The following is a 14,695-nucleotide window of genomic DNA, read 5'->3' as shown; positions in this document are numbered from 1 at the left end:
CCTCCTTAAAGCTGTTCAGCAAAGTTCTATTATTTAATGGCATCGTTAAGCTTTTGACGTTGCTTATCAATCCACGATTTTGTATCAATGACGAGCTCATCACAGAAGGCTGCTACGTCGTTGCCAGTAACCTCTTTAACACTCTTGCCATCGGCTTCGGCTGCTTCAAGAAGGTCGATGATGTGATTAAAAACGAATTTCGTTTCTTGCCAATCTATCATGCCGCCAGTGCTCCAGAGATATTTTTGCATCGCTTTATAAGCGTTGCGGTACTCACTTGAAAGTGCCTTCGCACGCGCCTCTATTGCCTTCCATTCCCGCTTGTCATCTAGACTTCCGATAATTTTTTCAAAAATACTCATATTCCTTCTCCTTTTAAATTTATTTGTTTCAGTTCATTAATTTTGCTCGAGACAAATTCCCATTTCACCCAAAAAATTTCAAGTTGCTTTTGACCAGCTTCGTTAAGTGTGTAAAATTTTCTCGGCGGTCCCACAGTAGATCGCTTTTTCTCGATGTCCACTAGATTATTTTTCTCAAGCCGCATTGTAATCGTATAAACTGTGCCTTCAACCACATCAGTGAACCCAAGTTCTCGCAACTGCTGAGTGATTTCATAGCCGTAAGTTTCGCCACGACTGATGATTTCAAGTACACAACCCTCGAGTACCCCTTTAAGCATTTCTGTGATATTTTCCAAATTCATCACCCATTTTTAGTTTACTATATTCTTTCAGTACTCTGTAACACCGGTATTCGGTATTACTTATTACAAGTATATAGTAATACGGAATAGCGTCACCTGTCAAGCGTTTTTTTTAAAACGTTAATATATAGGTTTCATGAGTAATTGGATAGGTCATCATTCAATCTAATTTCAAAGAAAATGAACCAATAAGTTTATTTTTAATAGATAAATCAAGCCGTATATCATCTGTGCGTCTTACTTGATGGAAGCGAATCAATAGACACTTACAAACAAGGAGCCATGAAAAGTCTGGAAAATCTAGACAAGGAATTATCGAGTCAAAATTAGCATAGTTTATGATGCAGAAAGAGGTTGATATGCAGACTAGCTTTATAGTCAATTGACTGAATGGGCGAACCACAGCATACGAATTATCACTGTAGAGAAGAACACCAGCCACCCGTATGGATCATTTAACGAAGCTCACAAACGTTAAATGGTCCATTTTGGCGCAAATTGTATTTTAACGAATGTGACGTAGCTTTTTCACATTTCACAAATAAATCGACATCCTAGTGATTGTGAACAAAACGAGGAATGAAAAAACGACACGGCTCCTCGCATATCCAACGAGCACCGCGTCGTGACTAATCAATGGTAGATGGAGCATAGCGGGCTCGAACCGCTGACCTCTTCGCTGCCAGCGAAGCGCTCTCCCAGCTGAGCTAATGCCCCGAAATGATAGTGGACAAGAATAATTATAAAAGGTTCCGACTCACCATGCAAGCCTTTTTCCATTTAGAAGAAAAAGTCCAATAACCACCAGGCTACACCCGCTATCACACTAATGACAAGTGAGCTCATCACCATTTCCATCGTCACTTTTTTATGCTTCACAAAATCAAAAATAAACCAACCACAAAAAATCGCTAGCGCAAAAATAATTGCCGTCAAATGCATCTCCTCCTCACCCCATTTATCTTAACAAAAAGATGATTGATCCGCTACTAAGATGGCTATACTGACAAGGGAATACAGAGGAGGATAGCGCGATGTTTGAGCTTATGAAGAAAGTCATTCAAATTCGGCAATCGATTATTTTCGCCGCAACGGGGGGCTTTTGTGTTATAAGTGCTTTTATTATTTATACTATTGAACCTGAAACATTTCCAAATCCTTTTGTTGGATTTTGGTGGGTGATGACTACCATCACGACGGTTGGTTTCGGTGATTATGTTCCTAAAACCGTTGCAGGACAAACATTTGGGATTTTTCTCTATATTAGTGGAATTGCTTTAATTGGTGTCATGATTGGGAAGATTGTCGATGCTTTTAGTACATATCAAACGTTGAAGGAGGAAGGAAAGTTGGATTACAAAGGAAAAAAACACTTTGTTATCATCGGTTGGTCAAGTAAAACATTTAAGACGATTGAAGAGTTATTACTTATCAATAAAAGTGATATTGTCATCATCGATACAAAGCAACAAGCACCTTGTAGCCACCCTCGTATCAGCTATATTCAAGGTGATCCTACCTCGCGAGAAACACTCGAACGTGCCAATATTTTATATGCGACATCTGTTTGTATTTTTGCCTCTGATCCGATTCATAACAGTGTCGAATCGGACGGCCGGACGTTATTGATTGCTTCCGCCATTGAACGCTTTGCAAACGAACGCAATCACCCCATTTACACCATTGCCGAAATATTAAATGAAAAGCATATTCCAAATTTTAAACACGCCAACATTGATGAATATATTTTATCAAATGAAGTCTTTTCTGACCTAATGGCTCAATCGGCTATTTACAATGGCTCAACTAAATTATTTATGCAACTTCTTCACCGTAAGCAAGGTGATGATATTTGGGAAATTCGTAAACAACTTGATTGGCGTGTATACGACGATGCCTTTTGTGCATTAAAAAAGCGAGGGGCCACGTTAATTGCCGATCATGAGGATTTCAGTATTGTTCGTCGTCTTCAAGACCCTATCCCTGTCGATGCTAAGCTGTACATTATTTGCGATGAAACGACCTATCGAAAAATCATCAGCTAACCGTTGACGGACGACAAATAAAAGAGTACATTAATCCTTAGTTAATCTCTTACAATTTGATCGAATAGAGGTGAATGTAATGAAAAAACAATTTGCCGTCATTGGACTTGGCCGTTTCGGTAGCTCTGTTTGTAGAGAGCTATACCGCATGGGACATGAAGTGCTAGCCATTGATACAAATGAGGATAAAGTGAATGAATTTACGAGCTTTTCCACCCATGCCGTTATTGCAGATGCAACCGATGAAAAAGTATTAAAGAATCTCGGGGTGCGTAACTTTGAGCATGTAGTCGTAGCAATCGGTGATAACATTCAATCAAGTATTTTATGTACGTTATTATTGAAGGAATTAGAGGTTCCTCAAGTTTGGGTAAAAGCTCAAAATAATTATCATCATAAGGTTTTAGAGAAGATTGGCGCTGACCAAATCATTCACCCTGAATATGACATGGGTATCCGTATTGCGCAGCATTTAACATCAGAAAAGGTCATTGACTATATCGAGCTTTCGGACGAATACAGCATTGTTGAGTTTTTTGCTACAGACAAAATAGCAGACCGTTCGATCATCGACCTTGATATTCGAGCAAAATACGGCTGTACGATATTAGCTATTAAACGTGGTGAGGATATAAACGTATCTCCTTATCCACATGACGTCATCTTAAAAAATGATGTCCTAATCTTAATCGGTCACAAAAATGACCTAAAGAGATTTGAAGATCATGGCTTATGACAATTATTTATGGAAGGAGTGATCCACACAATTTTTGTATGGATCCTTCTTTTAATCAGGTTAAAATCGTCATTTCTAGTTCATCTATTAAGCTCTTTGCTACTGGAAAATATTTCGGGTCAATGTCACCATCTTTTTCAACCGGCTCGGTAAACTGATTGATCGCACTGTTCAAATTAATCGTTACAAGACCATTAAAAACATCTGGATTATCATCAAGATCTTGTTGATAGCGGTGGTTAAGAAGATAGGGCTTTCCAAGCTCGACTGAAACTCCGCGCTGATCAAGCTCCCCATCAATCGCAGTAATAGGTATTCTTAAAAAAGTATACCCTCCCTCATCATCGATCTTATAATCAAAATAGCCATGATCATATTCCCAGCCCCCACCGATCGAATAGCCTAATGGTTTTAGCTTATCTTCTAATGCTTTTAACTTTATTTGTGTGCCTTCAACTGGTGATTCAATCGCAAGCATCTCAATCATCCCTTCCAAACTTCGTTAATATTATCCTGTCCAATGAAGGAATAAGAATACATAAGAAAAGCTGTGTAGCAACCTTTCCCTATCCCGTCGTGCTAAGCCGTTACAATAGGGTTAAGCATGAGCGACAGCTTTTGCGAACCTACTTGCACAGGTTCAATCAACAAACAAAGGGAATCCTCCTTCCTTTAAATCAAAGAAAGGACGCTTCCTGAGAAGAAAATGTCACCCTCATTCCGCTATTTGAGCTATATGAGGTCAAAAGGAGCCATAATAAACGAAATAGAGGCATGAGGAACCGAAGCTACACAAAAAAATGAGATAAAGGAGAAATAGAGGCATGAGGATCCGCATATATCACGTGACCTTCCCCCTGCATATGTGCGTAACCGTTGCCTATTTTGAAAAGCCTGATACGAGTGGGTTTTTCGTATCAGGCGAGCAACGAGTAAAGCCATTACTAGTCAAATCAAAGGTACTGAAAAAGTTGATTTTTACTTTTTCAGTGGCCTCGCATGCGACCACCTCTCCGTAGTCCATCAGAGAGACTAAAATCGGGGAACACTTATACATTAAAAGCTGCTAGGGCTTGTCCCTAACAGCTTTCCTTACTTATTTTAAACGTGCTTCTAGCTCTGCCTTTTCCTTCTCAAACCCAGGCTTACCTAGTAGAGCAAACATGTTCTTTTTGTACGCTTCTACACCTGGCTGGTCGAACGGATTAACGCCAAGTAAATAGCCACTAATTCCGCATGCTTTTTCAAAAAAGTACACGAGGTAACCGAAATAATATTCATTTAACTCAGGTACGTTAACAATTAGGTTTGGAACTCCCCCGTCTGTATGAGCAAGTAACGTGCCTTCAAACGCTTTTTTGTTTACGAAGTCCATCGTTTGACCTGCTAAGTAATTCAACCCATCTAAGTCACTGTCTGCTTTTTCAATCACGACTTCTTCACGGGATTTTTCAACCGAAATGACCGTTTCAAATAAATCCCGACGACCATCTTGTACATATTGTCCCATTGAATGAAGATCTGTTGAGAAATCAACAGAAGCTGGGAAGATCCCTTTTCCATCTTTTCCTTCACTCTCACCGTATAATTGCTTCCACCATTCTGAAACAAAATGTAGAGATGGTTCATAGTTAACCATTAACTCAATCGTTTTTCCTTTATTATACAATACATTTCGAACAGCCGCATATTGGTAAGACTCATTTTCAGCAAGGTTCGGATTATTGAAATCTGCACTTGCATCAGCAGCACCTTGCATCATTTTCTCAATATCTAGCCCACTCACGGCAATCGGAAGTAACCCAACCGCTGTTAGAACGGAATAACGACCACCTACATCATCTGGAACAACAAATGATTCATAGCCTTCTTCGTTCGCTAACGTTTTCAGAGCTCCCTTCTTGCTATCTGTCGTTGCATAAATTCGTTTTCGTGCTTCTTCTACACCGTATTTTTTTTCTAAGTAATCACGGAAAATACGGAACGCAATAGCCGGCTCCGTTGTTGTCCCTGACTTTGAGATCACATTGACAGAAACATCTTTACCTTCAATGAGTGCTAATAAATCCTTCATATATGTGGAGCTAATATTTTGACCGACAAAGAATACTTGTGGTGTCTGACGCTCTTCTTTTGTTTGAATGTTGTAGAACGAATGTTGTAACGCTTCGATCGCTGCACGAGCTCCTAAATAAGAGCCACCAATTCCAATAACAAGTAGAACATCTGAATCTTGCTTAACTTTCTCTGCTGCTTTTTGAATACGAGCAAACTCTTCCTTATCATAATCTGTTGGTAGGTTAATCCAACCTAAATAATCGTTTCCTGCACCTGTCCCATTATGTAAGGCTTCATGTGCTGCTTTTACTGCACCTTGCAAATAGTCAACTTCATGCTGATTAAAAAACGTTAAAGCTTTAGAATAGTCAAACTGTACTTTAGCCATTAATAAGCCTCCTCAATAGTTTCAATCACTATTCACTTTAGCGGAACGTTAAAAAAGAATCAAGAACATTTCTACTATTTCCCGATGAAAGTTGAGTGTATTTATCGGAATTGTAAAGAATGTCGACTTCATCCATTTATAACGCTTGCTTCAAAATAGTAATCACATCGTTCTTTTCAAGCTTTTTGAAGTTCCCAAACGCTCCACGCTCTGCCGCATGATTGGCCATTTTGTCTAGTTGAGTATCATCAATTTGATAGTCCGCTAAACGATTTGGTGCTCCTAATGAAGTCCAAAATTCAGATAATTTCGCTATTCCTTCAAGTGCCACTTCTTTATCTGATTTATTTGTCGGATCAACACCCATTACATTTACAGCAAGCTTGACATGACGTTCGATCTTTTCATCAAGCGCATATCGTAACGTGTGCGGGAACAAAATCGCTAAACCACCCGCATGTGGAATATCATAGACAGCTGATACAGCATGCTCGATATTATGTGTCGCCCAGTCCCCACGAAGTCCCATTTGTGTAATGCCATTTAAGGCCATCGTACCACAATACAAAATCGTTTCCCTAAGACCTTCATTAGCTAAATCCTTCAATAGCTTTGGAGCCGTTTCCATCACTGTCACTAAAATGGATTCCATGATTCGATCTTGTAAGGCCGTATCCTCTGACCGATGGAAATAAGCTTCAATGACATGACTCATCATGTCAACAATTCCATAGATCGTTTGGTCAAGAGGGACAGTCAATGTATTAACGGGATCTAATATTGAAAAAGCAGGGAACGAGTACGGACTACTCCAGCCATGTTTTTCTTTCGTTTCCCAATTTGTTATAACCGAACCGGAATTCATTTCAGAGCCAGTAGCCGCCAACGTTAAAATCGTACCGAAAGGAAGAGCACCCGTTGGTTGAGCTTTCTTCTTAATCACGGCCCAAATATCTCCATCAAGCTTTGCTCCTACAGCAATCGCCTTAGTCGCATCAATGACACTTCCTCCACCAACCGCTAAAATAAATTCAATCTGCTCTTTTTTACAAATCTCAATCCCTTTTTGAACCGTTGATAATCTCGGATTTGGTTCTACACCAGCCAGCTCTGTCACGTCAGCACCTACACTTGTGAGCTCTGAAATCACAAAGTCATACAATCCGTTCTTTTTAATACTACCGCCACCGTAAACGAGTAAAATACGCTTTCCATAACGATTGACTTGCTCTGCAAGCTGCTTATTTTGATTTTTCCCAAAAATTAGTTTCGTTGGATTATGAAATATAAATGGATCCACGTCTCATTCCTCCTTATCGCGTCTATTATCGCTGAAAAAGATGACCCTTGTAAACGATAATGACTTACCTTTGTATAATTTACTTAAAAGCTAGTCATTCTATACAGTAAGGCATGACTGAATGGTTGTGTCCACTTTACCCATTAATGGAGGTGAATAATATGAGCGGTATTCAACGTACAGCATTAACGCTAGCGATTATCGGGGCAATTAACTGGGGGCTTATCGGCTTCTTTCGTTTCGATTTAGTCGCTGCAATCTTTGGCGGTCAAGCAGCTGCTTTCTCTCGTGTCATTTACGCTATTGTCGGACTAGCTGGCTTATATTGTATCTCTATTCTATTCAAGCCCGATGAAGAGCTTGAACGAGTCCCGGAAACACAAAAGTAAGGATAGTGAGTGGCTATCATTTTTCCTTATGAGCGGTACGTGAGATAGAAACATCGAAATCAAACGACCGCTCATTTCCGCATGACACATTTAATAAAAAGAAAAAAGGTGATCATAATATAATATGATCACCTTTTTTCTTTTATTATTTCTTCGCACGCTTATTTAAATCAGCTTGAATTTCATTAGACTGCTTTAACCATTCTTTTAACTTATCCTCAAGTGTATTAAAGCCTTGCTGTTGCGTTTTTTGCTGTTGTTGTGGTTTACGATTGTTTTGTGGACGAGGCTTACTTGCTGGACGTTCAGGCGCTTCTTGTGTAGCGCGAATCGATAGCGAAATTTTACCAGAATCCTCCTCAACATTCATAATTTTAACTTGAACCTCATCCCCCACTTTAAGAACATCGTTAATATCCTTAACAAATCCATGAGCGACCTCAGAAATATGAACTAATCCTTGCTTCTTTTCATCGAGGGCAACAAACGCACCGAAAGGTTTAATACCTGTAACCTTTCCCTCAACGATACTACCAACTTCATAATTTGACATACATATACATCTCCTAAATAATTTTTAACCTTTTAATATTAACATAGGACTACTATTTAAGTAAAGGAGATCTATATACACTTCACATTCCAGTTCATGGAATAGACTACTATTTTTTTGTCAAATGACCATGAGTTAGTACAACCTCGGAAAAATCAATTTTTAATTCTTTTTGATATTTTTCAATCTTATACTCATCTCTTCGATCAAGCAAAGTAATGACTGTTCCTGTCTTTCCCATTCTCCCAGTTCGTCCAGAACGATGCACATATTGATCAGAGGTAGCTGCAACATCAAACTGGATAATATGTGTGACATCATCAATGTCCAGTCCTCGAGCTGCAATGTCCGTTGCAACAAGTAAGTCAGTATCTCCATTTCGCAATTGCTTCATCGCTTTTTCGCGCTCTTGCTTACTGTGATCGGATGATAATGCCTGAACTCGTAGACCTTTATAGACTAACTTTTCTGCTACTTCATGAAGCTTTTCTAATTGGTTAACAAAGACAATTCCTCTCTTAATGGATTCCGCATAAACAAGCTTTCTCGTCACATCGACTTTGTCACGTTGCTCGACACGTAGTATGCAATGATTTACTTTCTCTGCTTCAACTAAACCACCTGCAGCTTCTAGCTCAACGATAAATGGCGCGACCTGCCTCATCTGCTCTGTAATTCCATCTGGAATCGTCGCCGATACACACAAGTACTGAATGTCACGACCAGCACGCTTTGCAATTTCCATCGTAGCTCCCCAAGACGACTGTTCTCCCATCATTCGATCCGCTTCATCAACCACCACCACTTGTAAATCAGCAAGTTTTAGTTTTTTCATTTGGATGAGCTCAAGTAGTCGACCTGGTGTTCCAACTGCAAGCTGCGGCTTCTGTTTTTTTAATTTCTCGACCTGTCTGTTTATATTCGCGCCACCAATAAAAGCACCGATATGTACTGGATCGTTTTCGGTTATTTTTTTAGCCACATCAACAACCTGCATCGCAAGCTCTTGAGTAGGTGTTAGGATAAGCACCTGTAACCGTTGTACTTGCTCATCAATTTTGTTCAAAGCTGGTAATAAGTAAGCAAGCGTCTTCCCCGTACCTGTTTGTGAACGAGCAATAATACTCTGACCATCTAATGCTTCTGGAATCATCTTTTTTTGAATATCAGTAGGCTCTGTAATATGTAATTCCTTTAAAACAGAAACAATTGATTCGTTTAATTGTCCAAATGTAAAGCCCATTCCTTTTCCCCCTCTTTTCTAAACATACCTATCATTAGTATGACCGATCCTCGTCATTCTCACCCATAAAAAGGAAAACTCACTACATCATAAAAAAATAATCTTCTTAACATAATTTCAGGGATGTCTTAAAAGGTCACATGCGAACCTTTAAAACACCCCCTTTCCTTTTTACTTACTCACTTCAAACGTTGTAATAAAGCATCTATTCGTTCGATTGCTTGCTCTAAATGGTCCATTGATGTCGCATATGAACAACGAATATGTCCCTCTCCACCTTGCCCAAAAACGGAACCAGGAACGACCGCTACACGTTCTTCCATTAATAGCTTTTCAGCAAAGGCTTCTGAGGTTAAACCTGTTTTTTCAATTGAAGGAAATGCATAAAATGCTCCCTCTGGTCGGTGACAGGTTAAACCAATTTCTGCAAAGGATTTCACGACAAAGTTCCGTCTCTGTTTATACGATTGCTTCATCCGTTCCACTTCATCCAACCCTTGTCTCAGCGCTTCTAGAGCGCCAAACTGTGCCATAGTTGGTGCACACATTAAGCTGTATTGATGAATCTTCAGCATAGCCGCTAATAAATCAGGTGGCGCTAACACAAAGCCCAATCGCCAACCTGTCATTGCAAATGCTTTGGAAAAACCTTGGATGAGTATCGTTCGATTTTTCATCCCTGGCAAAGCTGCAAAGCTAACATGCTTATGATCATACGTTAATTCCGCATAAATTTCATCAGAAAACACAATAAGATCATGCTTTTCAATCACATTAACAAGCTCGTTAAGCTCTTCACGGTTTAACGTTGAACCCGTCGGATTATTCGGAAAACAGAGCATAATCGCCTTCGTTTTATCGGTAATTGCTTCTTCAATTGCTGATGCCGTTACTTTAAAATCATGTTCGATCGACGTCCCCACTGAAACAGGTACTCCTCCTGCCATTTCAACAAGTGGTGCATAGGATACAAAGCTTGGTTCAACGACGATCACTTCGTCGCCCTCATCTAGAATGGCCCGCATGCCAATGTCAATTCCCTCACTCGCTCCTACTGTTACAAGCACTTCTGTTTCAGGATCATATTGAACTGAAAACCGCTCTTCCATATAATATGAAATCTCTTGTCTCAATTCCATTAAACCTGCATTGGCCGAGTAAGCCGTGAAACCACGTTCCAATGACGAAATACTTGCCTCACGTGTATGCCAGGGTGTAACAAAGTCTGGCTCTCCAACACCAAGTGAGATAATATTATCCATTTTTGATGCCAAATCAAAAAATCGACGAATACCAGACGGTTTAATCGCTTGGACACGCTTAGACAAACGATTATTTTGTTTTGTATGTGAAGGAATCATGGCGTCACCACAATCCGACGATCTTCTTCTCCTTGTTCAAAAACAACACCGTCATGTTTATATTTTTTCAATTGGAAATGAGTTGTTGTTGAAATAACTGAATCAATCGTAGACAGCTTATCTGAAACGAAACGGGACGTTTCTTGCATCGTATTTCCTTCAATGACAACTGATAAATCATATGCGCCAGACATTAAATAAACAGCCTTCACCTCTGGAAAACGATAAATACGTTCCGCAACTTGATCAAATCCTACTCCACGCTGCGGTGTAACTTTCACATCGATCACTGCGGTTACGCCTTCGCGCTTTTGTACTTTACTCCAATCAATCACAGCCGAATAACTAAGAATGACCTTTTCTTCTTCTAGTTGCTTTAAAATGGCTTCTGTTTGCTCCTCTGATATATCTACCATTTTCGCTAAAGTGGCAACGGGAATTCGTCCGTTACTCTCTATTATTTGTAATATTTCAATTCGTTTCTCGTCCATCTTCCTAGCCCCTTCCTTACAAAAAACATGTATGGTATCTCAGTATTTTGTTTATCATAACATATCATCCCTTTGATACGAATAGCTTTTCCTACTAAAACTAAATTTCTTTATCTTATTATAGAACAGAAGGGAACGTTCAGAGCCTATGTATAGTAAAAAGAAGCAAGCACTACTAATTATTGATATGATAAATGATTTTGAATTTAAGCACGGAGATCAGCTCATTCCATACGCTATGAAAGCGGCACATACGATTAAAGCCATGAAGAAACAGCTTAAGAGCGAAGGAACACCCACCATTTATATAAATGATAATTATGGGAGGTGGCAGTCCGATTTTCGTCATATCGTTTCTCATTGTGCAGAACAGCCTGTAAGAGGACAACCAATCGCTAAACTTCTTCAACCCGAACAGGATGACTACTTCATTTTGAAACCACAATATTCAGGTTTCTTTTGTACACCACTTCATCTATTACTTGATCATTTACACATTCAATCACTTATCCTAACGGGGGTCTCTGCCGACATGTGTGTTCAATTTACGGCCAATGACGGCTATATGCGCGGATACGACCTGCATATCCCGGCTGATGCAGTCGCTTCACAAACGACTAGTCGAAATGACCATGCGCTTGAACTCATGAAACATGTCTTAAAAGCTGACATTAGCCCATGGTTCTCCTCATAACACTTCCTAATCGAGAAGAACGCTCACACTTGGCTGTTAATTTTTCCTTGCCCTTACATAGGAGGCCACTGAAAAAGTATGATTTTTACTTTTTCAGTGGCCTTTAAGTAATGTGCGTAGCCGCCGTTGCCTGATTTTGCAAGCCTGGCAATGAGTGGAGCCTGAGTTACTAGATCCTGCTCTCCTTATATAGAGAAAGGTGAATCCCTGGATAGGTTCACCTTTCTCCTTATTATGCAAACACTTCCCTCAGCGCCGCTTTATCATGCTGTAACCAATAACTCATTAACCGTTTTGCCCCCTCTAAATCATGGAGCTTCGCTTGCCCACATTGCTTTTCCGTAGCAGCAGGGACTTCTGTTAGCTCAAGTGAATAGTTCATCGTTTCTTCCAAAATATCAATGAGCTCATCAACCGTTGGCTTCCCACTCATAATTAAATAAAATCCTGTCTGACAGCCCATCGGTGACAAATCAATTACTTCAAAATGCTCATATTTCTCAGCGAATCGACGAATATTCAAGGCAAGTAAATGCTCCATTGTATGAATAACATCAGGCTTCATCGCTTGTTTATTCGGCTGAAAAAACCGAATATCAAACTTGTTTACTTCTCCATCAGATCCTACTGGAATCGTTCCACACGGCCTGACAAATGGCGCTTTTACAATTGTGTGATCAAGTTCAAAGCTTTCAACTGTTGGCATGAGAATACCTCCTCCTCTTTGTCTCCATCGTAACATAGCAACACGATTTCTAAAATGATTAAGACATTTTCCCAAATACTTCTTTGTCTATATCATGCTCATTCGAAAATTCGAGCATCTCTTCAGACAACCCAGCTGGCTCAAAGCGTTTTAATTTAATTCGTAAGCCTTTCTTTGGATGAATGACGATAAGGGTACGCTTTGCGAATTTTATAAAAGAAATTTTCTTAATGTCTGTTACTTGAAATTCTCGTGTCCCAATAACCTTTCGTAAAATGAGCGTTCGATACAATAAGCGACCTTCCTTCACCTCAAACTCATAAGAAATTGTTAAAAAGGCTAGAAACAGGATAATACTAGCATATGCGATATATTGAAACCCATTATCTAAAACGGAGCCATACATTAATGCTAATACAATCCATGCAATCCAAATAAACGGTGATTCTTTAGCTTTATACATACATTTTTCACTCCTCTCACCTCCCTATTATACATAAGTTTGAGCGAAGGAAAAGAAGGGGATATACAAGCCAACACTTTCTATTCTTTTTCATCTATTTTATGCTAAGTAGTAGATACGAGCTTACAGAAACGGATTCACTATTTATTAGGAAGGAGAAACGAATTTGAACACGTCACATTTCACGAAGACACTCATACATCGCCTCAAATCAGATCCTATTCTTGATTGGGCTGCAACTTTAGCTTACTACTTTATGCTTTCAATCTTTCCATTGCTTATTTTTATACTAGCACTTGTTCCATACTTTCAATTTGACACAGATGGCTTACAACATTTCATTACCGACTATGTTCCAGACGAATTGGCTGATGTTCTTTTTACAACCATTTTTGAAGTAGTCAGCGAACGACAAGGCGGTCTGCTGTCATTTGGGATTCTTGCTACAATATGGTCTGCATCAAATGGAATTAATGCCCTTATTCGAGCTGTAAACAGATCCTATGATGTAGAGGAAACCCGAAATTTCATACAGCTTCGCTTACTTTCTATTGGCTTAACGATATCGATGATCTTTGTGATTGTTATCACTCTGCTATTACCCGTTTTCGGAAACTTGATCATTACAATATTGGATCGTTTCTTCTTTCTTCCAGATGAAACGACAACAGTATTAAAGATGTTACGTTGGATTATTGGGATTTCATTAATGTCCTTTCTTCTTATGATTATCTATCGATTAGCACCAAATGTGAAACTGACTTTTTCGCAAGTATTAATAGGTTCCTTTGTAGCAACGATAGGTTGGCAGTTTATTTCGATTGCATTTTCTACTTACATTAGTCAATTTGGCAATTTCTCAGCTACATATGGGAGTCTTGGTGGAGTCATTGTCCTTATGCTATGGTTCTTCTTATCTGGTATCATTCTTGTTGTTGGCGGTCAAGTGAACGCTGTCTTATATGAATTACACAGAACAAAGAGGTTTTAATAAGAAAAACGCGACAGCGTCTTTTCTTAATTGCGTTTGCGTAGTCTTTACAACGGGTTTACGTTTTTCTGAAAGTGGTTTTTTTCAGAAAAGCGCGTAACGTGCGCAACCAACGCTCTCCATTGCATTGTCCCACTAGCTTCTTCGGTTCTGATTACACAAAAAAAGCTATTAAATTTCATATTAAACGTATAAAACAGGAGAAAATGGTCATGATGGTAGCAGGAAAGTAGCAATACTCATTGAAAATAAGGAGATGAAAGGCAATGAATAAAACTGAACTCGTACAAGCTGTAGCTGAACGTTCACAAATATCTAAGAAGGATGCAAACACTGCAGTTAACGCTGTTTTTGAGGTCATTTCAGAAACGTTATCATCAGGTGAAACGGTTCAATTAATCGGATTTGGTAACTTTGAAGTTCGAGAGAGAGCAGCAAGAAAAGGGCGTAATCCACAAACTGGTGAGGAAATTGATATTGCAGCGACGAAAACCCCTGCTTTCAAAGCTGGAAAACAATTGAAAGAAGCTGTTAAGTAAACGAAAGAAGTTGATCCTGCTTAAGCAAGATC

At 39.3% G+C, this 14,695-nt stretch carries 18 protein-coding genes and 1 tRNA gene; 6 read left to right on the top strand and 13 right to left on the bottom strand.

The features are described from left to right. Positions 1-29: 29 nt before the first annotated feature. From JCM9152_RS07900 to JCM9152_RS22815, 4 genes are all read right to left on the bottom strand, one after another. Positions 30-362, bottom strand: coding sequence for a DUF1048 domain-containing protein (locus JCM9152_RS07900; RefSeq protein WP_035342903.1), 333 nt, complete (start codon positions 360-362; stop codon positions 30-32). Continuing rightward, a complete protein-coding gene (locus tag JCM9152_RS07895; RefSeq protein WP_035342901.1) occupies positions 359-700 on the bottom strand; it encodes a PadR family transcriptional regulator in 342 nt (113 codons plus the stop codon). Before JCM9152_RS07895 ends, JCM9152_RS07900 begins: the two co-directional genes overlap by 4 nt. 650 nt (positions 701-1,350) lie before the next feature. Further along, positions 1,351-1,423, bottom strand: a tRNA-Ala gene (locus JCM9152_RS07890). Between the two features lie 63 nt (positions 1,424-1,486). Then, entirely contained in the window at positions 1,487-1,642 is a 156-nt protein-coding gene (locus JCM9152_RS22815; RefSeq protein WP_162232046.1) for a hypothetical protein, read from the bottom strand. A 98-nt stretch (positions 1,643-1,740) separates the two neighbouring features. Between JCM9152_RS22815 and JCM9152_RS07885 the strand changes: the two genes are divergently transcribed. Beyond that, positions 1,741-2,751 (top strand): ion channel, encoded by a 1,011-nt coding sequence (locus JCM9152_RS07885; RefSeq protein WP_035342899.1) that lies wholly within the window; start codon positions 1,741-1,743, stop codon positions 2,749-2,751. Between the two features lie 79 nt (positions 2,752-2,830). After that, entirely contained in the window at positions 2,831-3,487 is a 657-nt protein-coding gene (locus tag JCM9152_RS07880; protein WP_035342897.1) for a potassium channel family protein, read from the top strand. Between the two features lie 55 nt (positions 3,488-3,542). On the opposite strand, the gene JCM9152_RS07875 is transcribed toward JCM9152_RS07880, so the two are convergent. The 3 genes from JCM9152_RS07875 to JCM9152_RS07865 form a co-directional block, all read right to left on the bottom strand. Then, positions 3,543-3,965 (bottom strand): YugN-like family protein, encoded by a 423-nt coding sequence (locus JCM9152_RS07875; RefSeq protein ID WP_035342947.1) that lies wholly within the window; start codon positions 3,963-3,965, stop codon positions 3,543-3,545. A 618-nt stretch (positions 3,966-4,583) separates the two neighbouring features. Beyond that, on the bottom strand, positions 4,584-5,933 hold the full coding sequence (locus JCM9152_RS07870) for a glucose-6-phosphate isomerase (protein ID WP_035342895.1): 1,350 nt from the start codon (positions 5,931-5,933) through the stop codon (positions 4,584-4,586). A 136-nt stretch (positions 5,934-6,069) separates the two neighbouring features. Beyond that, a complete protein-coding gene (locus JCM9152_RS07865) occupies positions 6,070-7,233 on the bottom strand; it encodes an iron-containing alcohol dehydrogenase (protein WP_035342893.1) in 1,164 nt (387 codons plus the stop codon). A 161-nt stretch (positions 7,234-7,394) separates the two neighbouring features. On the opposite strand from JCM9152_RS07865, the gene JCM9152_RS07860 reads away from it, so the two are divergent. Then, positions 7,395-7,622 (top strand): DUF378 domain-containing protein, encoded by a 228-nt coding sequence (locus tag JCM9152_RS07860; protein WP_035342891.1) that lies wholly within the window; start codon positions 7,395-7,397, stop codon positions 7,620-7,622. Between the two features lie 145 nt (positions 7,623-7,767). Here the strand turns inward: JCM9152_RS07860 and yugI are convergent, their stop codons facing one another. The 4 genes from yugI to JCM9152_RS07840 form a co-directional block, all read right to left on the bottom strand. Further along, on the bottom strand, positions 7,768-8,175 hold the full coding sequence (yugI, locus tag JCM9152_RS07855) for a S1 domain-containing post-transcriptional regulator GSP13 (protein WP_035342889.1): 408 nt from the start codon (positions 8,173-8,175) through the stop codon (positions 7,768-7,770). A 109-nt stretch (positions 8,176-8,284) separates the two neighbouring features. After that, entirely contained in the window at positions 8,285-9,418 is a 1,134-nt protein-coding gene (locus JCM9152_RS07850; RefSeq protein WP_035342887.1) for a DEAD/DEAH box helicase, read from the bottom strand. Between the two features lie 179 nt (positions 9,419-9,597). After that, a complete protein-coding gene (locus JCM9152_RS07845; RefSeq protein ID WP_439644198.1) occupies positions 9,598-10,776 on the bottom strand; it encodes an aminotransferase in 1,179 nt (392 codons plus the stop codon). Then, on the bottom strand, positions 10,776-11,270 hold the full coding sequence (locus JCM9152_RS07840; protein WP_035342883.1) for an Lrp/AsnC family transcriptional regulator: 495 nt from the start codon (positions 11,268-11,270) through the stop codon (positions 10,776-10,778). The genes JCM9152_RS07845 and JCM9152_RS07840 overlap by 1 nt, the downstream gene beginning before the upstream one ends. A gap of 148 nt (positions 11,271-11,418) precedes the next feature. On the opposite strand from JCM9152_RS07840, the gene JCM9152_RS07835 reads away from it, so the two are divergent. Beyond that, positions 11,419-11,964 carry a cysteine hydrolase family protein gene (locus tag JCM9152_RS07835; protein WP_035342881.1) on the top strand — a complete coding sequence of 182 codons (546 nt, stop codon included), beginning with the start codon at positions 11,419-11,421 and terminating at the stop codon, positions 11,962-11,964. A gap of 232 nt (positions 11,965-12,196) precedes the next feature. Here JCM9152_RS07835 and JCM9152_RS07830 read toward each other — a convergent pair whose 3' ends face one another. Continuing rightward, entirely contained in the window at positions 12,197-12,670 is a 474-nt protein-coding gene (locus JCM9152_RS07830) for an S-ribosylhomocysteine lyase (protein ID WP_035342879.1), read from the bottom strand. 58 nt (positions 12,671-12,728) lie between these two features. Further along, entirely contained in the window at positions 12,729-13,133 is a 405-nt protein-coding gene (locus JCM9152_RS07825) for a hypothetical protein (protein WP_035342877.1), read from the bottom strand. A gap of 166 nt (positions 13,134-13,299) precedes the next feature. Between JCM9152_RS07825 and JCM9152_RS07820 the strand changes: the two genes are divergently transcribed. Both JCM9152_RS07820 and hbs read left to right on the top strand, forming a co-directional pair. After that, positions 13,300-14,124, top strand: coding sequence for a YihY/virulence factor BrkB family protein (locus tag JCM9152_RS07820; protein ID WP_035342875.1), 825 nt, complete (start codon positions 13,300-13,302; stop codon positions 14,122-14,124). Positions 14,125-14,390: 266 nt separating this feature from the next. Next, positions 14,391-14,663, top strand: a complete 273-nt coding sequence (gene hbs / locus JCM9152_RS07815; protein WP_035342873.1) for a non-specific DNA-binding protein Hbs — start codon at positions 14,391-14,393, stop codon at positions 14,661-14,663. Positions 14,664-14,695 lie beyond the last annotated feature (32 nt).

The organism is Halalkalibacter hemicellulosilyticusJCM 9152, assembly GCF_000513115.1.
In the GTDB taxonomy this organism is placed as follows: domain Bacteria; phylum Bacillota; class Bacilli; order Bacillales; family Bacillaceae_D; genus Halalkalibacter; species Halalkalibacter hemicellulosilyticus.
Note: the sequence above shows the minus strand (reverse complement) of the source record. Positions and strands in the feature narration are given on the sequence as shown.

What these genes read in the sequence shown, in the direction of transcription:
- JCM9152_RS07825 (WP_035342877.1), bottom strand. Translation starts at nt 13,133, where the DNA reads ATGTATAAAGCTAAAGAATCACCGTTTATTTGGATTGCATGGATTGTA.
- JCM9152_RS07875 (WP_035342947.1), bottom strand. Translation starts at nt 3,965, where the DNA reads ATGCTTGCGATTGAATCACCAGTTGAAGGCACACAAATAAAGTTAAAA.
- JCM9152_RS07870 (WP_035342895.1), bottom strand. Translation starts at nt 5,933, where the DNA reads ATGGCTAAAGTACAGTTTGACTATTCTAAAGCTTTAACGTTTTTTAAT.
- JCM9152_RS07850 (WP_035342887.1), bottom strand. Translation starts at nt 9,418, where the DNA reads ATGGGCTTTACATTTGGACAATTAAACGAATCAATTGTTTCTGTTTTA.
- JCM9152_RS07880 (WP_035342897.1), top strand. Translation starts at nt 2,831, where the DNA reads ATGAAAAAACAATTTGCCGTCATTGGACTTGGCCGTTTCGGTAGCTCT.
- JCM9152_RS07840 (WP_035342883.1), bottom strand. Translation starts at nt 11,270, where the DNA reads ATGGACGAGAAACGAATTGAAATATTACAAATAATAGAGAGTAACGGA.
- JCM9152_RS07900 (WP_035342903.1), bottom strand. Translation starts at nt 362, where the DNA reads ATGAGTATTTTTGAAAAAATTATCGGAAGTCTAGATGACAAGCGGGAA.
- JCM9152_RS07860 (WP_035342891.1), top strand. Translation starts at nt 7,395, where the DNA reads ATGAGCGGTATTCAACGTACAGCATTAACGCTAGCGATTATCGGGGCA.
- hbs (WP_035342873.1), top strand. Translation starts at nt 14,391, where the DNA reads ATGAATAAAACTGAACTCGTACAAGCTGTAGCTGAACGTTCACAAATA.
- JCM9152_RS07885 (WP_035342899.1), top strand. Translation starts at nt 1,741, where the DNA reads ATGTTTGAGCTTATGAAGAAAGTCATTCAAATTCGGCAATCGATTATT.
- JCM9152_RS07830 (WP_035342879.1), bottom strand. Translation starts at nt 12,670, where the DNA reads ATGCCAACAGTTGAAAGCTTTGAACTTGATCACACAATTGTAAAAGCG.
- yugI (WP_035342889.1), bottom strand. Translation starts at nt 8,175, where the DNA reads ATGTCAAATTATGAAGTTGGTAGTATCGTTGAGGGAAAGGTTACAGGT.
- JCM9152_RS07835 (WP_035342881.1), top strand. Translation starts at nt 11,419, where the DNA reads ATGTATAGTAAAAAGAAGCAAGCACTACTAATTATTGATATGATAAAT.